Source organism: Chelatococcus sp. YT9 (genome assembly GCF_018398315.1).
Classification (GTDB): domain Bacteria; phylum Pseudomonadota; class Alphaproteobacteria; order Rhizobiales; family Beijerinckiaceae; genus Chelatococcus.
In genome coordinates this window covers 379101-402364 of the sequence record NZ_JAHBRW010000002.1, presented here as the reverse complement: position 1 = coordinate 402364, position 23264 = coordinate 379101, and the positions used below count along the sequence as shown (strand labels likewise).

At 62.8% G+C, this 23264-nt stretch carries 21 protein-coding genes; 8 read left to right on the top strand and 13 right to left on the bottom strand.

Going from position 1 to position 23264, the window contains the following annotated elements:
* Nucleotides 1-2 precede the first annotated feature (2 nt).
* From KIO76_RS21875 to KIO76_RS31650, 4 genes are all read left to right on the top strand, one after another.
* Entirely contained in the window at nt 3-905 is a 903-nt protein-coding gene (locus KIO76_RS21875; RefSeq protein WP_249729999.1) for a carbohydrate ABC transporter permease, read from the top strand.
* 8 nt (nt 906-913) lie between these two features.
* Nucleotides 914-1765 carry a carbohydrate ABC transporter permease gene (locus KIO76_RS21870; protein ID WP_213325708.1) on the top strand — a complete coding sequence of 284 codons (852 nt, stop codon included), beginning with the start codon at nt 914-916 and terminating at the stop codon, nt 1763-1765.
* Nucleotides 1766-1769: 4 nt separating this feature from the next.
* Nucleotides 1770-2714, top strand: coding sequence for an SMP-30/gluconolactonase/LRE family protein (locus KIO76_RS21865; RefSeq protein WP_213325707.1), 945 nt, complete (start codon nt 1770-1772; stop codon nt 2712-2714).
* 365 nt (nt 2715-3079) lie between these two features.
* Nucleotides 3080-3334 carry a sugar-binding domain-containing protein gene (locus KIO76_RS31650; RefSeq protein WP_349629419.1) on the top strand — a complete coding sequence of 85 codons (255 nt, stop codon included), beginning with the start codon at nt 3080-3082 and terminating at the stop codon, nt 3332-3334.
* Nucleotides 3335-3644: 310 nt separating this feature from the next.
* On the opposite strand, the gene KIO76_RS21850 is transcribed toward KIO76_RS31650, so the two are convergent.
* From KIO76_RS21850 to KIO76_RS21810, 9 genes are all read right to left on the bottom strand, one after another.
* Nucleotides 3645-4646 (bottom strand): L,D-transpeptidase family protein, encoded by a 1002-nt coding sequence (locus KIO76_RS21850; protein WP_249729998.1) that lies wholly within the window; start codon nt 4644-4646, stop codon nt 3645-3647.
* A 287-nt stretch (nt 4647-4933) separates the two neighbouring features.
* Nucleotides 4934-5374, bottom strand: coding sequence for a RidA family protein (locus tag KIO76_RS21845; protein WP_249729997.1), 441 nt, complete (start codon nt 5372-5374; stop codon nt 4934-4936).
* A gap of 81 nt (nt 5375-5455) precedes the next feature.
* Nucleotides 5456-6913 (bottom strand): aldehyde dehydrogenase, encoded by a 1458-nt coding sequence (aldA, locus tag KIO76_RS21840; RefSeq protein WP_213325705.1) that lies wholly within the window; start codon nt 6911-6913, stop codon nt 5456-5458.
* 71 nt (nt 6914-6984) lie between these two features.
* Nucleotides 6985-7689: an SDR family NAD(P)-dependent oxidoreductase gene (locus KIO76_RS21835; RefSeq protein WP_213325704.1), complete on the bottom strand. Its 705-nt coding sequence runs from the start codon at nt 7687-7689 to the stop codon at nt 6985-6987.
* A gap of 4 nt (nt 7690-7693) precedes the next feature.
* Entirely contained in the window at nt 7694-9019 is a 1326-nt protein-coding gene (locus KIO76_RS21830; protein WP_213325703.1) for an NAD(P)/FAD-dependent oxidoreductase, read from the bottom strand.
* Nucleotides 9020-9074: 55 nt separating this feature from the next.
* Nucleotides 9075-10898, bottom strand: coding sequence for an ABC transporter ATP-binding protein (locus KIO76_RS21825; protein WP_213325702.1), 1824 nt, complete (start codon nt 10896-10898; stop codon nt 9075-9077).
* A 27-nt stretch (nt 10899-10925) separates the two neighbouring features.
* Nucleotides 10926-11738: an ABC transporter permease gene (locus tag KIO76_RS21820; RefSeq protein WP_213325701.1), complete on the bottom strand. Its 813-nt coding sequence runs from the start codon at nt 11736-11738 to the stop codon at nt 10926-10928.
* Nucleotides 11735-12682 carry an ABC transporter permease gene (locus KIO76_RS21815; protein WP_213325700.1) on the bottom strand — a complete coding sequence of 316 codons (948 nt, stop codon included), beginning with the start codon at nt 12680-12682 and terminating at the stop codon, nt 11735-11737. The genes KIO76_RS21820 and KIO76_RS21815 overlap by 4 nt, the downstream gene beginning before the upstream one ends.
* Before the next feature lie 67 nt (nt 12683-12749).
* On the bottom strand, nt 12750-14276 hold the full coding sequence (locus tag KIO76_RS21810) for an ABC transporter substrate-binding protein (protein WP_213325699.1): 1527 nt from the start codon (nt 14274-14276) through the stop codon (nt 12750-12752).
* A 424-nt stretch (nt 14277-14700) separates the two neighbouring features.
* Between KIO76_RS21810 and KIO76_RS21805 the strand changes: the two genes are divergently transcribed.
* From KIO76_RS21805 to KIO76_RS21795, 3 genes are all read left to right on the top strand, one after another.
* Nucleotides 14701-16752, top strand: a complete 2052-nt coding sequence (locus KIO76_RS21805) for a hydantoinase/oxoprolinase family protein (protein WP_213325698.1) — start codon at nt 14701-14703, stop codon at nt 16750-16752.
* Between the two features lie 5 nt (nt 16753-16757).
* Nucleotides 16758-18368 carry a hydantoinase B/oxoprolinase family protein gene (locus tag KIO76_RS21800; protein ID WP_213325697.1) on the top strand — a complete coding sequence of 537 codons (1611 nt, stop codon included), beginning with the start codon at nt 16758-16760 and terminating at the stop codon, nt 18366-18368.
* 71 nt (nt 18369-18439) lie between these two features.
* A complete protein-coding gene (locus tag KIO76_RS21795; protein ID WP_213325696.1) occupies nt 18440-19255 on the top strand; it encodes an IclR family transcriptional regulator in 816 nt (271 codons plus the stop codon).
* On the opposite strand, the gene KIO76_RS21790 is transcribed toward KIO76_RS21795, so the two are convergent.
* A complete protein-coding gene (locus tag KIO76_RS21790) occupies nt 19229-20290 on the bottom strand; it encodes a four-carbon acid sugar kinase family protein (RefSeq protein WP_213325695.1) in 1062 nt (353 codons plus the stop codon). The two genes, KIO76_RS21795 and KIO76_RS21790, sit on opposite strands and share 27 nt — an antisense overlap.
* A complete protein-coding gene (locus KIO76_RS21785) occupies nt 20287-21072 on the bottom strand; it encodes a DeoR/GlpR family DNA-binding transcription regulator (RefSeq protein WP_213325694.1) in 786 nt (261 codons plus the stop codon). Before KIO76_RS21785 ends, KIO76_RS21790 begins: the two co-directional genes overlap by 4 nt.
* A 250-nt stretch (nt 21073-21322) precedes the next feature.
* Between KIO76_RS21785 and pdxA the strand changes: the two genes are divergently transcribed.
* A complete protein-coding gene (pdxA, locus tag KIO76_RS21780) occupies nt 21323-22351 on the top strand; it encodes a 4-hydroxythreonine-4-phosphate dehydrogenase PdxA (protein WP_213325693.1) in 1029 nt (342 codons plus the stop codon).
* 152 nt (nt 22352-22503) lie between these two features.
* On the opposite strand, the gene KIO76_RS21775 is transcribed toward pdxA, so the two are convergent.
* Both KIO76_RS21775 and KIO76_RS21770 read right to left on the bottom strand, forming a co-directional pair.
* Nucleotides 22504-22917: a type II toxin-antitoxin system VapC family toxin gene (locus tag KIO76_RS21775; protein WP_249729996.1), complete on the bottom strand. Its 414-nt coding sequence runs from the start codon at nt 22915-22917 to the stop codon at nt 22504-22506.
* Nucleotides 22914-23186: a type II toxin-antitoxin system VapB family antitoxin gene (locus tag KIO76_RS21770; protein ID WP_213325692.1), complete on the bottom strand. Its 273-nt coding sequence runs from the start codon at nt 23184-23186 to the stop codon at nt 22914-22916. The genes KIO76_RS21775 and KIO76_RS21770 overlap by 4 nt, the downstream gene beginning before the upstream one ends.
* Nucleotides 23187-23264 lie beyond the last annotated feature (78 nt).

Genomic DNA, 23264 nt, shown 5'->3' with positions numbered 1-23264 from the left:
CGATGACATTGAGTGGTGCGGCCTTGCCGCGAGCCAATCCATCGCACCAATGGCTGGGAAGCGGGCGACCACTTCTCAGCTTCAAGGAGAAGTGGGCCCTTTTCTTCCTGATGCCCTTCGCCGCGATGTTCGTGGCTTTCGTCAGCTACCCCATTCTCTACGCGCTGTTTCTCGCAACAGACAGTTCAGCCTATTCTCGCGTCATCGCTGACCCGATCTATGTACGCACGCTTTGGAATACCTTCATTTTCATCGTTATCGGCGTGATGCTGAAAATGGTGCTGGCGCTTGGCCTATCCAGCTTCTTCGTGTTGCCGGGCCGCGCTATTCGTGTCATCGCCGCTCTGTTTATCCTGCCCTGGGCGGTGCCGCATATCCCCTCGATCTTGTCCATCCGCTGGATGCTGAACTCCGAATGGGGGATGATCAACAATCTCCTGTTTCAGATGTTCGGCGTGGATGGTCCTGCCTGGCTGACCAACCCGAGCTTCGGGATGGCCTCGATCATTACGGTCCATATCTGGAAGTATTTGCCCTTCTGGACCATGATCCTGGTCGCGGCACGGCTCGGGATCCCGAAGGAACTGTATGAATCCGCCCGTATCGATGGCGCGGGAAGCATGCAGCAGTTTCGTTACGTCACCTTTCCGGCCATCGCCAATGTCTTCCTGACCAGCACGATGCTGACCACGATCTGGTCACTGGGCGACTTCAACAGCATCTATCTCCTGACCGGGGGCGGGCCCATGGAGCGTACCAATACGCTCGCCACCATGGGCATCCGCTATGCTTTCCGCCATGCCGATTTCCAAGCGGGCATTGTCACGCTGATGTCGGCATTGCCGATCCTCGTGCCGCTGGTGATCGTGCTGACGCGCCGCCTGCGCAGGAACGCCGATGCGTGAGATCGCCCATGCATGAACTCACCTTCAAACCGCTTCTCCGAAGGGCCGGCTTGATTGTCCTCGGCGCGCTCGTCCTGCTGTGGACACTGCTGCCGCTCTACCACATGCTCATCCTGTCACTGACGCCGGTAGGGGAGGGGTTTGCTGGCAAGCTTTGGCCCGACGCGCCGACGCTCGACAACTATCGCATCGTGCTGACCCAGGATAATTACTACCTGTCACGTTTCTGGCTGCAACTCGGCAACAGCCTGCTCGTGGCCTTCACCAGTTGCGTCATCGTCTTTGCCTGCAGCTTGACCGCCAGCTTCGCGATCACCCGACTGCGGCCCCGCTTCGCGGGCCTCGCATCGCATCTTGCCCTAATCACCTATCTCGTGCCGGCGACCTTCCTCGCCATTCCCTTCTACCAGGTGATGGGGTCCTACGGTCTGCTCGGCAGCCGCTGGGCGTTGATCATCACCATCGCCACCTTCGCCACGCCTTATGCGATCTGGGTATTGCAGCAGAACGCCGGCAGCGTGCCGCGTGAACTCGATGAGGCGGCGGAGATCGACGGCGCCAGTCCCTGGCAGATCTTCCGCCTGGTCTATCTTCCATTGATGGTGCCGACCATCGTAGCGGTCGGGGCCTTCGCGGTGATGTTGTCATGGAATGAGTATCTCTACGCGTTCCTCCTCCTGTCTGATGAGGACCGCATCACCTTGCCGGTCATGCTCGGGCAGTTCCTGAGCGATGATTCCGCCCCCTGGCCGCTTCTGATGGTCTCGGGTGTGCTCTATTCTTTGCCGCCGGCGATACTCTATTTCGTGGCTCGCCGTTACATGGCCGCCGGACTTGCCGCCGGCAGCGTCAAGGGATGACGTGATGAGCCTCTATCCACCCCCATCGCCGATCGCCACCACGCTCTTCGTCGACATCGTGGCCCAACTCGGGTTGAAGCCTCGCAACTCACCCTGGCTCACCGCATCCGGGCTCAGCGAGGCGCATTCCTTCTTGGAGGGCCCGAGTTTCGATGCGGATGGCAACCTCTATGTGGTTGATACACCCTTTGGCCGCATCCTGCGTGTCACTCCGGCGGGAGAGGTCGTCATCGCAGCGGAATACAATGGGGCGCCGAATGGCCTGAAGGTGCATCGCGACGGTGACATCTACATCGCCGACCGCATGAACGGCATCATGCACCTCGACCCGGTCAACGGGCACGTAAGCCCGTACCTCCCGCGGGAGCGATTGGAGCCGGGCTTCAAGGGACCCAACGATCTCGTATTTGCTCGCAACGGTGACCTCTACTTCACGGATCAGGGCAATACCGGCCTGCAGGACCCGTCAGGACGCGTGTTTCGCTTGCGGCGGGACGGCCGGCTTGATTGCCTGCTTGATAACGTGCCGAGCCCAAACGGCATCGCGCTCAATCCGACGGAAAACCAGTTGTTCGTCGCCGTCACCTTCGCCCAGCAGGTCTGGCGCTGCCCGCTCCTTGCCGATGGCTCAACGCACAAGGTCGGCGTCTACCAGTCATTCTCCGGAGGATTCAGTGGTCCCGATGGCCTGGCGATGGATATCGAGGGAGGCCTTGCGGTCTGTCACAATCGCATGGGGATCGTATGGATGTTCGACGGTCTCGGCATCCCGACCTATCGGATCGATTCCTGCCGTGGACGGTTGACAACCAATCTCGCCTACGGCGGCGCTGACCGGCGTATCCTCTTTATCACGGAATCCGAAACCGGCTCTATCCTGCAAGCGAAGGTCCCGGTCCCCGGTCTCGATTTACGAGCCGCCGCTGATCCGCCCATCCAGACCCGATAGCAGAGGCCGTCACGCCGCAGCATGCCGCGAGGGCCGTGACCCGAGAGCCTTCCCGCTCTCGCGCTCGAATGACACGATGCGGCTTGGATCAAATCTCACAGCAATTCGCCCTGCCGGCGCTGGACTGTCGGCTCGTTGATGAATGCTGATCGGACCGGGGCCTGTGACGGCGTGGACCACCCTAGCCTCTTTCGAATGTGCTGGGAAACGGGCAGACCCTGCTATCGGGTGGGGACGAACGCTCGACGCCTCTGTTGCGGGGCTCCAACCGCGGTCAGGCAGCGGAAACCGGATTGTGACGCTGTTCGGAAGCATGGTTCGGGGGGCTGAGTTCCTTCGACATCGCGTCCCGATAGGTCCGGACCTTGGATGCCGAATGTTGTTATCTGATGGCTCCGCTCGTCACCGAAACGCCACGCGAGGCGGAGAATTTGCGGATGAGTGCTCACATCCGCGAGGCAATGGATCTTGCCGCCTCCGCCGACGTCGTCCTTGTCGGCGTCGACGATCTAAGTCGCGAAAGCGCGCTGAGCTCAACGGGCCAAGTGTCGAAAGCCGATCTGCAAACGCTCTCCGATGCTGGCAGTGTGTATTCTGCAAAGCGAGGCTATCGGGCGTGACGGGACAGCTATTTCGCATCCGCTCGCCTCCCGAATTGTGGTCTCGATTCGCAGAGATTCATGAAAATTCCACGGCGGATCGTTGTGGCGGACGGTAAGCGCTAGGCTGACAGCCTTAAGGCGGTTTTGCGCGGCGGCTATTGCAACATGGTGATAACCGATGAATCAACGGCATGCGAGATCTTGCGTACTTGACCGAGGTTCTTCGGCAATCGTGTCATGGTCTTGGATGGTCTTCGTGGGGCGCGTCAATACGATCTGCCCCGTTGCTATGCGTGCAGGCGGATCGCGCTGCCATCCCGGTCCCGACCTAGTTGATAAAGCGGACGGTCGTGCCCGGCCTCACCAGTTGAGCCAGTTCCTGGGCGTCCCAGTTCGTAAGCCTGACGCAGCCATGCGACGATGTCTTACCGATACGCGACGGCTCAGGGGTTCCATGGATACCGAACGTCGGTTTCGACAATTCCATCCAAACCGTTCCGACGGGATTGTTGGGACCTTTCGCAAGCACCAGCCGTTGCTTGTTGCGGCCCTGCTGGAAGTTCCTCTCCGGGTCGTAGTGGTAGCTGGGGTTCTTTACAACCCGAACAAGCTGATACTCGCCCTCTGGAGAGGGTGTGTCCCCGCTGCCGATTGTTGCCGGATACGTGGCAATCGTCTGCCCAGCCGCATTCAAAGCCCGAACGACACTCATCGCCTTGTCGGCCTCAATGGTGCGCGCTTCATCTGAAGGAAGTTTTCGCGTCGCTGAGACGACGTGCAGCGTCTCGCCGGACCTGCGGAAGCGCGCTTTTGGATTAAGAGAGCGTAGGAGGCCTTCGCTCATCTTGAAGCGCTCAGCGAACATCTCTCGGGCATTTCGGTAGCCCAGCCGCTTCATGCGCGCCTGTCGGGCATAGTCATGGGGAATGCGTCTGACGAAGTTGGTTTTTATGTCTTCCTTCGTCACGCTGTAGTCTTGCAGAATGTCTTTGCTCGTATCGCCCTGCAGGGCTCGCCAGGTGGCGTCGTCCACCACATCACCTTCGCCCAAATTGCGTTGGCGCCGGAACTCGGCGACCGCCTTCTTGTAGTTATCACCATCTATACCATCGATCTCACCGGGGGATATCCCTTGGCGCGCAAGCAAGGTCTGGGCCTTGACGAGCGATGCATTGGGGCGGTGTGTCTTGGCTTTCGTGGGCACGGGGCGCCCGGCATTATTGATCTCATCTACGGTGAGGGCTTGTGCGGCTCCCATCGCCAGCACCATGATCCCCACTGACATTGCAGCGCGAAGTTTTTGAACCAGGACATGCGTGGCGAAGACCATGAAATCCACCTCAGCAGCGGGCCTGGGTGGAAAACGCGACCCTGGTATCGCCGGTTCCCGTCGAGGCTCAGCCGGGGAATTCACGCGTCTGTTATGAGGCGGAGCGGGGCCGCTATACGGACTTAACCTAGGGCCAAATCTGGATCAAATCTTGAAACCGCATCGACTGGCCCGCCAGCGCAGGCATATCCCGGGCGCCAAGGTCATATGGCACCGAGAACTTTTGGCGAGGCTATACCCCAACAAGTCGAAAGGCCCGGCCCCTTCCGGGGCCGGGCGAAATAGCATCAGGCGAGGGAGATCGCCTCCCGCTCCCAGCCCGTCTCGCGCGCGCCCTTGTAGGCTGTGACTTCGATCTCCACGAGGTAGTCCTTCGAGGCCAAAGGACAAGCGGTGATGGTCGCGACCGGATCTATGCCGCGGAAACGCTCGCCCCAATGCTCGAGCAGCTCCGGATGGTGGCTGGGATCCGGAATGTAGATGCGAGCCCTGACGATGTCCTCGAGATCCGCGCCAGCAGCCTGGAGCGCTTTCTGGATGTTGTCTATGGTCTGCTTAAGCTGGCCGAGCGGCGTGGTGGGCATTTCCTTGGTCGCGTGATTGCGGCCGGCTGTATTCGAAACCAGAACCCAGTCGCCGATCACGACGGCACGGCTGTAGGAGTAGCGCTCTTCATAAGCGGAACTGGATTTGAGCTTCTTGTGCATGAACACTCTTCTTTCTTTCATGAACCATTCTCCCCTGAGATCCGGGGAGGGTTGGTGAGAGGGTGGGACACCGTCCCGCGGACGGGAGCGCGGCGGGAGGCGTCAGCCTGCGATGTAGACGACCTGCGTTTCGGTGAACTCGTAGAGGCCATGCTTGCCGTCGGCTCCGCCGATGCCGGACTTGCGGCGCCCGGCGTGGAAGCCCTGCATGGCCTCGAAGTTCTCGCGGTTGATGTAGGTCTCGCCGAATTTCAATTCGCGCGAGGCCTTCAGGGCCGCCTGCAGATCGCGCGTGTAGATCGAGGAGGTCAGACCGTAGTCGGAATCGTTCGCGAGGGCGATAGCTTCGTCGAGACTGTCGACGGCCTGGATCGGCAGCACCGGGCCGAAGGTCTCACGGCGCATGATGTCCATGTCCGCGGTCGCCCCCACGAGCAAGGTTGGCTCGTAGTGGTAGCCCTGGCCGAGGTCGGCCTTGCGGCCCCCGGTGATGACCTCGGCGCCCTGCTGGCGTGCCAGATCGACTGCCGCTGCGACCTTGTCGAGGCCGGCCTGGTTGATCAGCGGCCCCATGTGCAGATCGTCCTCGGTAGCCGGATTGCCGTAGCGGGTGCCTTCGAACAGGGCCTTCAGCCTCTCGACGAGAGCATCATGGACTTCGCGCTCCACATAGACGCGTTCGGCGCAGTTGCAGACCTGTCCGGTGTTGATCACGCGGGAATCGAAGATAGCCCGGGCCGCAAGGTCGAGATCGGCGTCCTTCAGCACGATCGCCGGGGCCTTGCCGCCAAGCTCGAGATTGACGCGCGTCAGGTTCCGCCCGGCGAGCTGCATGATGTGCGAGCCGGTGCCGACCGAACCGGTGAAGGTGATGAGGTCAATGCCCGGATGCGCGGCGAGCGCTTGGCCGGTGCTGGCGCCGCGTCCGCCCACGAGATTGAACACGCCCTTCGGCAAGGTGGTCTGCGCGACCAGCTCCGCGAAGATATGGGCGTTGATCGGGGTTTCCTCGCTCGGCTTGATGACGATGGTGTTGCCGGTCACGAGTGCCGGGGCGAGCTTGCGGGCGATGAGGAAGAACGGGAAGTTCCAGGGCAGGATGCCGGCGACGACGCCGACCGGCTTGCGCAGGAGGAGCATGGTTTCGTTGGGGCGGTCGCTGGTGAGCACCTCACCCTCGATACGGCGCGCCCACTCGGCCATATAGTCGATGTAGTCGGCAGTGAAATCGACCTCCACCTGGGCGAGGCCGCGGATCTTGCCCTGTTCCTGGACAAGAATGTCGGCGAGATCGACGCGGTTCTCTCGAACTTTCGCCGAAATCTGACGCAGATAGCCCGCGCGCTCGATCGCCGGGAGCTTCTCCCAGCTCGACTGCGCGCGGCGCGCGGCAGCGACGGCGCGGTCCACCTCGGCGGTGTCGCTCTCCGGAACGCGGCCCATCACCGCGCCGGTTGACGGGTTGATGACATCGATCAACCCAACGCGGCTGTCGGAGAACGCGCCGTCGACATAGGTGCGGTAGGTCCGGTCAAGGCCCAGAAATGCATTGCTGGCCATATTGGCTCCTCTGTGCGGAACGGGTCCGCCATGGTGGCGTGCCATGGTCGGAATAGGAGAACGGGGACGGGTTAGAAGCTCGGCTCGAGCGTGCAGTTCACGGCCAACTCCGCCACAACGGCTTCGTTGGGAAGGTCGAGCAAAAGCGCGGTAATACGCGCGATATCCTCGGGCTTGGTCATCTTCTCGGGTGCCATCGCCGTCAGCGAGAAGGCCATTTCGGTGGCAACAAAGCCCGGGCAGATCGCCGTCGCACGAATGCCGAGGTCGAAACCCTCCTGCCGGATGGCATGGCTGAGCGCGACGGCGGCGAATTTCGACAGCGCATAGCTTCCGGAAACGGCGCTCTTCACCCGTTTCCCAGACAACGAGGCGAGGATGATCACGCGTCCCTGGCCGCAGGCGGACAAGGCTGGCCAACAAGCTTTGACCAGTCGTCGCGGCGCCAGGACGTTGATCTCCATCATCTGGCGGATCTCGTCGTCATCAGCCGCGAGGACCGATTTGCCCGCGGAGATACCCGCCGAGGCGACAACGGCGTCGATGCGGCCGTAGGCAGCCATCGCGCCCTCGACCCAGGCCGCCTCACCGGCGGGATCGGTGGCTTCATAGGCTTGGTGGTGGACGCGGCCGTCGCCTGCCGTCGCGGCCCAATCGGGCACGGCGTCGCCGCGCAGGCCAAGGGATAGGTTCCAGCCATCGGCCAGCAGCTTTTGCCCGATCGCGGCGCCGATGCCCCTTCGCGCTCCAGAGATCAATGCAACTCTCGCCGTCATGGCCTTACCCCTTCGCGGCATATTTCGGGCGCAGACGGCCGATGTCGAAGACGCTGGCGTCCACTTTCGTCTGACTGCCGGTGATGAGATCAGCCATCAGCTCGCCCGCGGCGGGCCCTATGCCGAAGCCGTGGCCCGAGAAGCCCGAAGCGAGATAGAAGCCGGGCACCGGGTGGAACGGGCTGATGACAGGGATGGCATCCGGCGTTGCGTCGATGACGCCAGCCCATTCGCGCAGAACCCGCGCCTCAGCAAAGGCGGGAAAATGGCGCGTGATGTTGCGCAGCGCCTTGCGGGTGAAATCCGGATAGGGCTTCGGGTCCATGACCCGGCATTCCTCGAAGGGCGTGCGATCCTGTCCGCTCCAGCGGCGCTTCGTCATCAGTTCCTGCAGGAAGGTGCCGTTGAGCTGGACGCTCAGCTCGCGCCAGGTGGTGAGATAGGTCGGTACGAAATCGGCCATCAGCCTGATGTGGTCAGGCGTAATCGGTGCGAGGTTCTTGTTGCGCACGGCGATGGTGAAACTGCCGTCGAGCCGCTGGCGGTAGGCGAAGTCGCCAGCGCCGATCGGCATGTCTGTCACGCCCGCGACGTTGTCGACCTGTGTCACGGGCCCGATGACCTTGAGCTGGGGGAAATCGAAGCCCATGTTGCCGGCGAACAGCCGTGACCAGATCCCGCCGGCCAGGACCACGGCTTGACAGCGTATCACGCCGCGTTCCGTCACCACGGCGCTGACGCCGCCGCCCGACGTTTCGACCGTTCGCACAGCACAGCCGGTGAGGATCTTGGCGCCCTTTTCGCGAGCGTATTCGGCCATTGCGGGTACGGCGATCCAGGGCTCGGCGCGGCCGTCGCTGGCGGTGTGCAGCGCACCGAGGATATCACCACGGTTCCCGGGCAATTTCTCGGCGATCTCGGCCTTGCTGAGCATCCGCGCGTCGAGGTTGTGGCGCTTGCCGATCTCTTCCCACGTCAGCCAGCCCTTCAGATCGCGCTGGTTGTAGGAGAGATAGCTGATGCCGGTGCGGCGCCAGCCGGTTTCGCGGTTGATGCGCGCGTTGAGCTCCGCCCATAGGGCGACGGAGCGGATGCAGAGCGGCAGCTCGCGCTCGTCGCGGCCCATCTGTCGCGTCCAGCCCCAGTTCCGGCTCGACTGTTCGCCGGCGATCACGCCCTTCTCACACAGCGCGACAGAGACGCCTCGCTCGGCGAGTTCAAGCGCGGTGGTCACGCCGATGATGCCCCCGCCGATGACGACGACGTCGACTGCCTGCGGCAGATCGGGGTCCCCCTGGAAAGGGGTGACGGGGATGGAGAGGCTGGTCATGTTCAGATCTCGCTCAGGTCGTGCTGGGTCGTTGGCAGATCTTGGCAGTTGCTGTTCAGTGCCATTCCTGTCCTGGCTCCTGCATGAAATGACCTGCTGAGATCTCAATGTAGCGGCGCTTCGGCGGCTGATAGTCGCGCGGCCGGATGGGGCTGTTGAGCTCCAGCACGGGTGGGGCGCTGCGCTGACCGCGACGCGCGGGGTCGGGTACCGGCACCGCGCTCAGGAGGCGTCGCGTGTAGGGATGACGTGGATTGCTGAAAATTTCGGCGCGGGGGCCGACTTCCACCAACTCGCCCAGATACATGACGGCGACCGTGTGACTGATGCGCTCGACCACCGCCATGTCATGGCTGATGAACAGGAAACCGAGGCCCATCTCCTGCTGGAGATCCATCATCAGGTTGACGACCTGGGTTTTCATTGTCACGTCGAGCGCCGAAACCGCCTCGTCGGCCACGATGATCTTGGGTTTCATCGACAACGCGCGCGCCACGCAGATGCGTTGGCGCTGCCCGCCCGAGAATTCGTGCGGGAAGCGGCTGGCCATCTCCGCCTGCAGGCCCACACGCAACAACAGGCGCTCGGCAATACGGGCCTCCTCCTCACGGGTGGCGAGCCCGTGGATGCGCAGCGGCTCCGTGATGGCCTCGCCAACCCGCAACCGGGGATTGAGGCTGGCGTAGGGATCCTGGAAGATCATCTGGATGTCACGGGCGCGCTCGGCCGGATGGATGGTGGTGAGCTCGCGCCCGTTCAGCTTCACGCTGCCCTTGTCGTAGGGATAAAGTCCGGTGACGAGGCGGCCGGTGGTAGACTTGCCGCAGCCGGATTCGCCGACGATCGACAGGGTCTCGCCCCGGCGCAAGGTCAGCGTGACATCCTCGACAGCATGAACGCGCGCCACGATCCGCTTCAGGAACGGGCTGCGCATGTCGAACCGTTTGGTTGCGTTAGTCACGTCGAGCAGCGGCGGCTCCTGCGGGCGCAGGGTGTCGGGCCGCGCGGGCGCCGCGATCATGAGGCCACTGGCGAGGTCGTAGGTCGGGTATGGCAACGGAACCGACGAGCCGCTCATCGAGCCGAGTTTCGGGACCGCCGAGAGAAGCGCGCGCGTATAGGTCTCCTTGGGATCGGCGAAGATCTGGGCGGTGGTCCCCGTCTCGATCACATCGCCCTGGTACATCACCAGGGTGCGATCCGCGACTTCAGCCACCACGCCCATGTCATGGGTGATGAAGATCACCCCCATGCCAGTGTCGGCCTGCAATTCCTTGATCAGGTCGATGACCTGCGCCTGGATGGTCACGTCCAGCGCGGTGGTCGGCTCATCGGCGATCAGCAGGTCGGGCTTGCAGGCCAAAGCGGTCGCGATCATCACGCGCTGCCGCATGCCGCCGGAGAACTGATGCGGAAAATCGTCATAGCGGCTGCGGGCCGAGGGAATATGCACCCGCTCCATCATGGCCAGCGCCTCGGCCCGCGCCTCGGCGGCGCTGACGGGGCGGTGCACGCTGATGGCCTCGGCGATCTGCGCCCCGATGGTCATCACCGGGTTGAGCGAGGTCATCGGCTCCTGGAAGATCATCGAGATCCGGTTGCCGCGCACCTTCTCCATCTGGCGTTCGTCAAGCTGGAGAAGGTCTTGCCCGTGCAGCAGGACCCGGCCGGAAATGCGCGCGCTGTCGCGCGGCAGAAGCTGGGTCAGCGCCATCGAGGTCACGCTCTTGCCGGAGCCCGATTCACCGACGATGGCGATCGTTTCCCCGGCCGCGACCGAGAAGTTCACGTCGCGCACCACGTTGCGCCATTGCGCGCCGGAGCGGAAGGAAACCGCCAGATCACAAACTTGAAGAAGCGCGGGGGCCGGATTGGTCATCTGTGTCAATTCTCCTGCGAGCCCCGCTCAGTTTCCGGTGCTGCGGCGCGGATCGAGCAACTGGCGCAGGTGATCGCAGAACGCATTGAGCAGAAGGATCACCAATGTCAGGAGGATACTCGGCGCCAAGAGAAGCCAGGGCTCGTCGAGAAAAGTGGCGCGCGCAGCACCAACCATCATGCCAAGCGATGGCGCGGGCGGAAGCACGCCGAGGCCGAGATAGGACAGGCCGGATTCCAGGACCACCGACATCGCCACGACGAAGCTGAATTGTACGAAGAGGGGGCCTGCAATGTTGGGCAGGATGGTCCGCCACAGGATCCGACTCGTCGGCGCGCCCATCAGCTTCACCGCGTCCACATAATCCAGCGCCCGGACGGTCATCACGCTCGCGTGGGCGACGCGGGTGAAGCTCGGCACGAAGACCAGGGCGAGCACCGGCACCAGCATCTGCGGCCCCGCGCCATAGAAGGTCGCGGCCAGCATCGCCAGAAGCAGTGGCGGGAAGCACAGGATGACGTCCATGATCCGCAGCGAGATCATCTCGGAAAAACCGCGCGCATAGCCCGCCGCCACACCTATGGCGACGCCGATGACTGCGGCGATGAGCGCCGCGCTGCCCGAGATGAGAATGGCCGAGCGCAATGCGAAGACGAGCCGCGCCAGAAGATCGCGGCCATACTCGTCCTGACCGAGCCAATGGCTAGCCGAGGGCGGGGCGAAGCGTGCGCTGACGTCCATGGCGACGGGATCGTGCAGCGGCAGCACGGGGGCGAGCAGCGCGCCAATGACGACGATGGCGAGGAGAACGGCGGAGGGGCTGGAGAAGATCTTTCTCATCTGCGCACCCTCGGATCGGTCAGACCGTAGACAATGTCGACAAGCAAATTGAGACCAATATAGAACGCGGCGACGACGACGATAACACCGGTCACGACTGGATAGTCACGAGTATTGACGCCCGTGACCAGCATTCCCGAGAGGCCGGGCCAATTGAAGACTGTTTCCACCAGCACCGTGCCAGCCAAAAGGCCGCCGAGCTGCAAGGCGAACACAGTGATCACCGGCATCAGCGCATTGCGCAACGCGTGGCGCACCAGCACGCGGCGGGCAGGCACGCCCTTGGCGCGCGCCGTGCGCACGAAATCGAGGGGCAGGACGTCCAGCATCGAAGCGCGGGTGATGCGGAAGACAATAGCCGAGAGGCCGATGGCTATGGTCGCCGCTGGCATGATCAGGAGGATGAGGTGCTTGCCGGGATCGCGTTCAAACGAAACAAAGCCGCCGGCCGGCAGCCAGCCGAGCAACTGGGCGAAGGCCACCACGAGGAGCGAACCGAGAATGAACACCGGGATCGATTGCGCTGTGCCGGCGGCGAACGTCGCGATGCGCCCGAAGAGACCATTGGGCCGCAAGGCGGCCAGCACGCCGGTCGGGATCCCGATGAGGAGGCTGAGAAGGCCCGCGGCGGCGATCAACTCGAGGGTCCGTGGCAGCCGACGCGCGATTTCCGCGCCAACCGAGCTTTCGTCAACGATGGACGTGCCAAGGTTAAGGTGGAGGATATCGGTGATTTTCTGGATGTATTGTTCGTGCAGCGGGCGGTTCAGGCCTAGTTGATCGCGCACCATCTCCACAGTCGCCGGGTCAGGCGATGCGCCGTCCTGGGCCAGCAGCAACTCCACCGGGTCGCCGGGCACCATATTGATGGACAGGAAAACAAGGGAAACCACGACCCAGAGCATCACCATGCTTTGGGCAATGCGGCGTATGAACCAGCCCATACAGGAGTCCTTCGTTCGTCACAGCGGGTGCGGGAGCCAGCAAAGGTCCGGTCCCGCACCCAGAGGCTCAGTCGAGAGCGATCCGGTCGAAATTCACCGCGGAATAGACCGAGATCTGATCCGGGAGCAGCGGCACGGTCTGCACCGCGGCGCTGGTGGCGTAGCCCTGGGCACGATAGGCGAGCCCGCAGATCGCGGTGCCTTCAAGCGCGAGCTGGTCGGCTTGCTTGTAGATCGCGACGCGCTTCGCCTCGTCGAGCTCTTGGACGCCTTGCGCGTAGAGTTCCGGCAAACCCTCGACCTTGAAGTTGCGGCTGCGCAGATAGGTGGGCGTCAGTGTCGGGTCGACGATGGAGCGCGTGGCATCGGGATCGATGATGTCGAGCGCATTTCCCTGCACCGCGAAATCACCTACGCCCCTGTTACCCAAGCTGATACGGGTGGCCCAGTCCGGCAGCTGCAGGTTCACCTTGATACCAATCTCGGCCAATTGGCTCTGGACCAGGACGGCAATGTCGCGATGCATGGAATACTGCGACGTCGCCAGAAGCGTGACCTCGAAGCCCTTCTCATGGCCTGCTTCCTTCAACAGGGCGCGGGCGCGGTCGGGATCATAGCCCCAGTAGGTCGCCTGGTCCTCGTGATAGTATGGGGTGCCGGCGGCACGCGGCAGACCACGCATCTCGGCGCCGAAGCCGAAGAACACGGACTTCACGAACTCATCCCGGCGCAGCCCGAAGGCCACGGCCTGCCGCAGGCGCGCGTCCTTGAATGGGCCGCTGCCATTGAAGCTCAGATACATGAAGGGGCCGGCGTCCTTCTTGAACAGCTTCAGCGCCGGGTTGGCCTCGATCGCGGCCATGGCCGACCACGGCACGTAGTCCACCAGATCGACATCGCCGGCGGTCACTGCGGCGACACGGGCGCTTTCGTCGGCATAAGGGGTGACGATGATGCCTTTCAGCGGGGGCGGGCCCTTGAAGTAATGCTCGTTCGGCTTGAGCTCGATGCTCACGCCCTTCTCAGCCGCGGTGATGCGATAGGGGCCGGCGCCGATGCCCTGCGGCTCGGACGCCGTCGATTCGGCCTTGAGAATGGTGAAGAAGGGGAACGCCATGAGGGCCGGAACCGTGGCGACGGGTCCCTCGGTGATCAGACGGAATGTCCGCTCATCGACGGTCTCAAAGGCCTTGATAACCTTCAGCGCATCGAACATATAGGCGCCGGATTTCGGCTTGGCGATCTCGTCGAAGTTCCACTTCACGTCAGCCGAAGTGACCGGGCTTCCGTCGTGGAATTTAGCCTCACGTAGCTTGAATTCCCATGTGGTGGGATTGACGGCTGACCAGCTCTCCACCAACTCGCCCACGAGTTTGCCCTGCTCGTCGTAGTTGATAAGGCTGCGGTTCACCAGTGAGAACAGAAGATGCCCCGACCAGCCGATGTTGACCCATGGGCGGAAATGCGGGGGATAGGTCGAAAGACCGATACGAAGAACCTGCGGCTCCTTTGCGAAGGCGAAGCGGCCGCCGAGAACCGAAGCGGCACCCGCCACGGTAGTCAATTGCAATAGACGACGTCTGGAAAGCTGCAAGGCCCGTATCTCCCGTTGATGGTTGCCGCTTGAGCTGGGAACAGCGCCAGATGCTGTGAGAGCGTTGGCTGCGTGTCCGATCGGTATGTCGTGGGCGGCTCTCTGGGCGGCCAAACTACGTACCGGGGCGGGTTGCGGTCAAGCCAATTCCATTTATTGATACAACATATTTCTGTTATTCTAATAATTGGAATAAAAGGCGTCGAATGCGCTGCCTTTGGGGGAGAGAACTCACATTCCTCGCGTATCTATTCTGATAATAGGAATATAACAAATTTCATTGTCCCGATATAAAGAATAAGATTGACGAGTCCATCCGAGACAGCCTTGATGCGGGGCAGGGCGAGCCGCGTGAAGCGGTCCGGAGCTATCGCATGATCGTGATGGCCCCCGTGTGATGCCCGGCAATTTTCAGGGAAACACAATGGCTTGGCGCATTGGCGTAGATTCTGGCGGAACCTTCACGGACGTCTGCCTCTTCAATGACATCACTGGCGAAGTGACGATCTGGAAGGTTTCATCCACGCCTGACGATCCCTCCCGCGGCATCACTCAGGGCGTCACCGAGGGGCTGGAGCGCGTCGAAGCGACGGCTGCCGAACTGAGCTTCCTTGGCCATGGCACGACGGTCGCCACCAATGCATTGATCCAGGGGCGCGGTGTGAAGACCGGCCTCATCACCACCGATGGCTTCCGTGATCTGCTGGAGATCGGCCGTCAGAAGCGTCCGGACCTCTATGATTTACAGGCAGACAAGCCTGAAACGCTGGTGCCGCGTGATTTGCGCCTGGGCGTGCGTGAGCGCCTGACGCAGGACGGAAGCGTCGAGGAAGCGTTGGACGAGGATGCTTTCCGCGAGGCTGTGCGTGAGCTGAAGGCTCAAGGCGTGAAGTCCGTTGCTGTCTCTTTCCTTTACAGCTTCCTCAATGACGCCCATGAGCGTCGCGCGGCAGCGATTATCCGCGACGAATTCCCCGAGGCCTTTACCGCTATTTCATCCGCTATCGCTCCGGAATTCCGCGAGTTCGAGCGGCTCTCCACAACCGTGGTGAACGCGTATCTGGGCCCGGTAATGCAGGGCTACGTGCGTGCGCTCAAGCGCAAGCTGGAAGAGATTGGCCTCAAGGTGCCGCCACAGCTCACGCAGTCAAATGGTGGCGTCATCGCCTTCGATACCGCCGCAGAAAATCCCGTACGCACCGTCCTTTCCGGCCCCTCAACGGGGGTGGTCGCGGCCCAGGCCATCGGCGCCATGACGGGCATCGCCGACCTCATCACCTTCGACATGGGCGGCACCAGCTCGGATGTCGCGCTTTTGACCAATGGCCGCTGCCGCATCGTCAATGAGTCGGTCGTGCATGGCTATCCGTTGAAGGTGCCGATGCTCGACATCCACACGGTTGGTGCTGGCGGTGGATCGATCGCTTATGTCGACAACGGGGGGTTGCTGAAGGTCGGGCCTCGTTCAGCCGGCGCAAACCCCGGCCCAGCCTGTTACGGGCTTGGAAACGAGGAGCCGACGGTCACAGATGCCAATGTGGTGCTGCAGACCCAGAATCCCGAGTACCTGCTGAATGGTCGAATGAAAATCGACCGCCAGCTTTCCGTGAACGCGGTCCAGAAGCTTGCTGACCGCCTCGGCCTCGGGATGCTGGAAACGGCCAATGGCATTCTCGACATCGTCATCGCCAACATGGCGAAGGCGATCCGGGTGATCTCCGTGCAGCGCGGCTATGATCCGCGGGACTACACGCTGGTCGCTTTCGGCGGCGCTGGCCCGGTTCAGGCGGCTCGGCTCGCGCGCGAGCTCGGCATGACGCGCGTCCTCATTCCCCGTACGCCAGGCGTGCTGTGCGCCATGGGTTTGCTGATGACCGATCTGCGCAGCGACTTCTCGGCCACCAGCCTCACCCGTCTCGATCAAGCGACCACCCAGGATATCGCCGGGATCTACGACGATCTGGCTCAGCGAGCCGAGGCCTGGTTCAACACTGAGCGGATAAACGCTGGCGCGCGTGTGCTGGAGCGCAGTGTCGACGTGCGGTATGCCGGCCAGAACTACGAGATCTCGGTTCCGGTGCCGGAGGGGCGGATAACCGCCGAGACATTCAAGGCGATCGAGGCGGGCTTCGTCGCCGCCCACCGCCAGCTGTATGGCTTCATCGCCGAGGGCGAACCGATGCAGCTCGTCACATTCCGCATGGCCGCCAGCGGCCTCGTGACCAAAGCCGAGTTCAAGCCCCAGGAGATCGAGGGCGTCGATAGCGCCCACGCCGTCACTGGCGCACGTCCGGTATGGATGGTCGAGGTCCGCGATTTCGTTGAAACCAAGCTCTACGATCGCGCCCTGCTGAGGGCGGGCAATGTGGTGGAAGGACCGGCGATCATCGACCAGATGGACTCCACCACGGTGGTCCCGCCGGGCCAGACGGCCACTGTCGATGCCTACCTCAATCTCATTCTGGAGGCGAAGTAATCACCATGAACGCCAATGTGAATGTCGCGGGCAGATTGAACCCGATCACCGTCGAGGTCATCAGCTCGGCTTTCGCCTCCACCGTCGAGGAAATGGGCGAGGCGTTGGTCCGCGCCTCCTACTCGACCAATATCAAGGAGCGTCGTGACTGCTCGACAGCGCTCTTCGATGCCAGTGGTCGCATGCTCTGCCAAGCCGAGCATATCCCGATGCACCTCGGCAGCTTCATCGGGTTCATTCCCTATATTCTCAAGCATGTCGAGCCAGCGAGCATCAAGCCCGGTGACATCTTCATGGGCAACGACGCCTATGAGGGAGGCGGTACTCATCTACCGGACATTGTGCTCGCCGAGCCAATCTTCGTGGACAGCAAACTGGTGGCCTGGGCCATCAACACCGCCCATCACTCGGACTTCGCCGACCGCGGCCATGCCCATATCTATCAGGAAGGCCTGCGCATTCCGCCGATCCGGCTGTATCGTGAGGGCGTGCTGCAGGAAGACATCCAGCGCCTTTTCCTCCTGAACTGCCAGGTTCCCCATGAGCGCGTGTCGGACCTGCGCGCCCAGGTGGCCGCGAACCGCCTCGGCGTATTGCGGATGCAGGAGCTGTGCCGCAAGTACGGTGTCGAAACGGTTCTCGCCGCCGGCCAGGAACTGATGGACTATGCCGAACGCAAGATGCGCGCCGGCATCGCCCAGATTCCGGATGGGGTTTACACATTCGCCGACGTTTTCGACAGCGAATCCCTTGAGGTTCCGCTCGATCTCTCGGTGACGATCGAGGTGCGGGGCGATGAGATCATTCTGGATTTCGTTAGTCCGCCCCAGGTCCGCGCCGGTCTGAACGTGGTCTATACGGCGCTGCTCGCTACCGTCTACTATGCTGTGAAGACGGTGGTCGATCCGACCGTTCTGCCCAATGCCGGCCTTGCACGCCCCATCACGGTCAATGCGGAGGAGGGTACGCTTCTGCGCTGCTCTCATCCTGCGGCAGTGGATGGACGCATTACCGCTTGCCAGCGGGTGGTTGACCTGATCCACGGCGCGTTGGCGAAGGTTGTGCCCGAGCGGCTCACGGCCGCGTCGAACGGGGCCGTTTCGGTGGCGAGCTTCGATGGCCGGCGTGAGGATGGCACGCTGTGGGTCTATCTGGAGACCATCGGCGGCGGCTTCGGCGCGCGCTCCAGCAAGGACGGCCTCGATGGCGTGCATGTTCACATGACCAACACCTCGAACCTTCCCGTCGAGGCGCTGGAGAACGAATATCCAATCACCTTGCGGCGTTATGAGCTGGTCGACGGGTCAGGCGGTGAGGGTGAGTTCATCGGTGGCATGGGTTTGCGCAGAGTCTACCGTGCAGAGAAGATCTGCCGCGTCCAGGTGATGGGCGCGCGTCTGACTTCGCAGCCCTGGGGGCTGAAGGGGGGCAAACCGGGCGCCTCGGGATATTTCACCCTGAACGGCGAGCGGTTGGGCTTCACGCGCAGCGCGGTGGACCTGAAGCCGGGTGACATCCTGGAGATCGTGACGCCGGGAGCTGGCGGCTACGGTGATCCCGCGAAACGCACGGCCGCGGCGCGCGAGCGAGATCGCCGCGAAAAAAGGATTGCATAACGTTTTGAGCGGTTGACACGTCTCCGTCCCGAGAGCATCGGGGCGGGACTTGGTTTTCGGAGCCCTTTCACGTGGCGAGACAGTCCTCTTCGAACGCCGGCCGCGCGGCGGAACTGCTGGTGCTGCTGTCCCAGGCCGGCGCCAAGGGGATGACCTTGAGCGCGCTTGCGGCGGCTAGCGATGAAGCCCGGTCGAGCGTGCATCGCACGCTCGTCGCGCTGGCGGATCATGGTTTCGTCATTCAGGGCGGAAATCGTGGCAGCTACAAGCTGGGGCCTGGCGCTTACGCGCTGGCACTGCGCACGCCGTCGATGAATGAAGTTGTGTCCACTTACCGCCCGGCACTGCTTGAGATCACCACCAAGACGCTCCTCTCGTCTTACCTCATGGTCCGAAGCGGTCTCGACACAGTCTGCCTCGATTCCCAAGTCGGGCAGATTGTCGGGCAGCCATTCATCTCGGGCATAGGCGGTCGCATTCCGCTTGGGGTGGGCATCTCCGGTTCCTGCATCCTCGGCATGATGGAGGAGAAGGCGCGCGCACGCTGCATGGAGCTTCTCACCGAAAAGTATCGGCAGTGGGATGTGCCGCCGGAAAAGATCATGTCCGAGATCACGTTCTATCACCGGCATGGTTATGTGGCCGGCTTCCGTCGTGCCCGGGGCATTGAGAGTTTCACGCTGTCCGTGCCAGTGGTGAACGACAACTGGCGCGGGCTTGAGGTGGCGCTGTCCGTGCTGGCACCTCTGAATATGCTGGATGAGCCTGCGCAAGTAGCGATGATAGATCAGATCCGCGAGATCGTCCGCCGCGCCGAGACCGCGGCGAGCGAGGTGCGGCAGACGGAACTGCGGCGTCTCTCAGGGTCCCAGCAGGCCGCGCAGTAGATCCGGGCTACCGAAGCCGCCGGATTTTGTGATCAGGCTGCTACCGTCCAATGCCCCGCCGCTGATCCGTGAAAGCGGCAAGCCGGGGCTGATCTCTCCAAGGCAATCAACCGCTGCTGCGCCGATCCGGGCGAGCACCACCGACAGGCTGTCGCCGCCGGTGACCAGAAGCGCGCTGTCATCGGACGGCGCCTCAAGACGCGAAAGCGCCGAGTTGAGGGAAGCCCGGGTCTCCGTTGCGGAGGAGCAATCCGGAACAGGATCCAGAAGCAGGGGAGCCACACCTTCGGGGCGGAACAGGCCGGAGGTCGGCACTGCGCTGACCAATCCGGATAAAGCCGTTGCCTGCGCGCGGGTGGCGGGATGGCTCGTGCCAAGAATGAAAAGCCCAATGCGGGGACGAGCGAGCGCCGGCTGCGGCGGCACCAGGGCCTCCGCAAGACCTCGGCTTCCGGCCCACAGCATGCCGGGCTCACTGCGCCGTCGAGCGGCGGCCCCTCGCAGATCGGCCAGAGCGTCGGCGTCGGGGATGTCCATCACCAGGCGGGGCGCGAGTCTAGGGACAAAAGCCGCGAACGTCGCGCGCAGGTCACCATGGGCCGTCTTGCTCCAGCTGCCGTCAGCATGTTGCACCAATTGGTAGCCGGCGCGCGTGATCCGTCCCATATCGGGGAAGGCGGGAGCGAACAGGCAGCGGTCGAAGCGGCCGGCCTGTGCCATGGCCAGCGTCTCGCTGATTGGGTGGCCGCGCAGAACACTATCGACCTTCTTGAACCATACCGTGTCCGCCGAGGTGCCAGGGCGCAGCCGCATGAAGGCCCGCCTGACCAGTTCCATAGCCTCGGCTTCTGGCAGATCCCGGCTTTCGGTGCTGAGGGTCAGCTTATCGCCGTGAAAACCGGCGTCTGTTAACGGCAGCCGCACCGGCGCCTCGGGCGTGGCAAAGGGCGCCGCCGCGTCGAGCGCGCCTGTCAAGTCATCGGCGATCAGGCGAAGGCTTGTGATGGATGGGGGCGTCGACAGAGGATACATCATGCGCCGTGCCCGCTTGGCGCGGTTTCGATGCGCAGGCCGCCACGCTCCAAGATAGCCCGCTTGTCCGGGGACAGTCGCGTGTCCGTGATCAGGAGGCTCATGGCTGCGAGACGGCCAAAACCGCAAAACGCGCGCGAAAAGATTTTTGAGCTGTCGGCGAGCAGTACCGGCTCGCTGGTGCCGGCGATGATCACTCGCTTCACTTCCGCGAGTTCCACCGAGCTGTCCGACATCTCCTCCTCCGACAGGGCGTGGGTGCCAATCAAGGCCAAATTGGTTCTGAGCCGGCTGATGGCCTGCAGCGTGTCGGCGCCGAGCAGGGTGCTGCTGCCGGAGCGCACAGTGCCACCGGCAACCATCACGCGGATGAAGGAGCTTTCGGAGAGGATCATCGCGATGGCGAGGTCGTTGGTGATCGCGGTGAAGGCGATCCCCCGCTCGCGGGCCGCCTGCGCCGCCGCGGCGGTGGTCGTGCCGCTGTCGATGAAAACTGTCTGTCCGGGCCGGATCAGCGCGGCCGCCCTTTGACCAATCGCCCGCTTCGCGTCGCTTTCCAGCGCCCTGGCGATGTCGCGTTCAAGCTCTACTCCGGCGTGACCGCCAGCATTGAGTACCGCGCCACCATGGGTGCGTTCCAGATGGCCCTGTTCGCAGAGATAATCGACATCCCGGCGCAGCGTCGACATCGAAATGCCCAGTGCGACCGACATGTCTTTCAGCCCAGCTGCCCCGTCCCGGCGCAGAAACTCGATGATCCGCGCGCGGCGCAGCGGTGCAAGCATTCTTGGGAATCCCTTCGTTGCCGTTATTGGATAGCGCGGAATATCTCAATATGCACCACGTTTGACCACATATTCGAATACAAGGTTTCAATTTATTCCAAATTGTGCCAAACGCTCTTTTCCGCGGACGTTGCGTTCGCATGGGTACTCACGCCAAGAGGCCCTGGGATGGTTGGAGAGCAATCTTGCTGACCCTCCAGGATCGATCGTTCTCGTTATCCGTCATGTTTTTTTGCAGAAGAGGTTTGCCATGACGCCTCCCGTTCTTGCCGTCACCCTCGGCGATCCTGCGGGTATAGGACCCGAAATCGCACTGAAGGCGGTGGCGCGGCTGAAGCCGAGGCTTGAAGGCGGGACGCTCGGGCTGGTTCTGGTTGGCGACCCGGGGGCGCTCGACCGTGCGGGGCAACTGCTGTCTCTGCCCCTGCCGCCGGTGATCGGCGAAGGCGCGCTGGATGCGGTGACTGGAGCCGCCATCCTGCCCACGCCCGGACCGCAATGCGCCGTCTCTTGGGGCGAGGTCTCGGCGATTGGCGGCGAGCAGGCCTATCAGGCGGTGGCCATCGCGACACGGCTGGCACAGGCCGGCAAGGTTGCAGGTATCGTGACCGCCCCCCTGAGCAAGGAAGCCTTGCATCTGGCAGGGCACAACTATCCTGGCCACACCGAGCTCCTCGCTACGCTGACGGGAGCGAAGGGCAGTGTGATGATGCTCGCCCATGGCACCTTCCGGGTCAGCCATGTCACTACACACTGCGCTTTGGAAGAAGTGCCCGGCCGCGCCACCGCGGATCGGATAGCGCGGGTGATTGACCTCACATTGGCTACTTTGCGTAGGCTCGGCATTGAGCGGCCCCGTGTCGCCGTTGCCGCGCTTAACCCCCATGCGGGTGAAGGCGGTCTCTTCGGCCGCCACGACATGGATGTGACCGAACCCCTGGTGCGAGACTATGAGGCGCGTGGCGAGGACGTAGTCGGCCCTGTGCCGGGAGATACGGTGTTCGTCAAGCTCCGCGGCGGGGAGTACGACGCGGTCGTCGCAATGTATCATGACCAGGGCCACATCCCGGTGAAGCTGTTGGGCTTCTCGGTCGACCCGGAGACCGGCCGCTGGACGGCACTCAGCGGTGTGAATGTGACGCTTGGACTGCCGGTGATCCGTACATCGGTGGATCATGGCACCGCGTTCGACATCGCGGGCAAGGGCGTCGCCGACGAAACCAGCCTGATTGAGGCAATCGATTACGCGCTGCAGTTGGCCAATTCGACCGTAGCCTAACGCGCCGAGGCGCGGCCAGGATTAGCCGTCGGTGTCGCCGGGGCGCGATCGCCATTGCCGCGTGAGGCGCCTCTCGCTGGTTGTCCGAGGAATAGCGAGCGTAAGAGGGGGCGTGGTCATGGCGGCGATGCTCCCGCTTTCTTCTCGACCCGCTATCGCGACAATGCCGACTGAATATCGGTGAACGCGAAGTCATCACCGACATACAGAAGCGGGGCCGAATGCCGTTTGGCGAGGGCATAGGCGAAGCAGTCGCCAAAGTTCAGGCCGCTCCGCGTTCCAAACCCCTTACCATAGTCGAGCCGCGCCCTGACGGCGGCACGCGCGAGGTTTTCATCCGTAGGAGCAATTGCGATGCGGAAGTCGGACAGGAAGGCATCCAGGTCGGCTATCGCCTCGTGGCGATCCCCGTCCTTGACCCTCCCCGCCATGACCGTGCCGGCTTCGACATAGTTCACAGCAGATATGAGTCGCGCAGGGTCCGTCTGGAGAGCGGCCATGCAGTCGGACGCTTCTGTCTCCTCGAACATTATCGCGATGATGGCGGACGCGTCGACGATCATCATCGCGGGAAATCGAGCTCCTCGGGCGTGTCGCCGACCGCCTCATCCCATTCCTGCTTCGTGACTCGGCTGCGGTCATAGCGGCCAGAGCGTGCCCGAACGAATGCCCTCATGCGCGAAACATAGTCGCTCTGCGCCTCCTGCTCGGCGCGCAGCCGCTCGAGCCGCTCGCGCATGGCCTGCGTGATGGCGTCGGTCATGGTTTCGCCGGTCAGCCGGGACAATTCCCGCGCCAGCCGATCCGCTTCCTCGGTCTTGATGCTCAAGGCCATGTCAGCCTCCGTCTAGATCAATAATCTAGATATCATTGCGACCCTTATCTTTCAACCGGAATGATCGAAATCCCAACC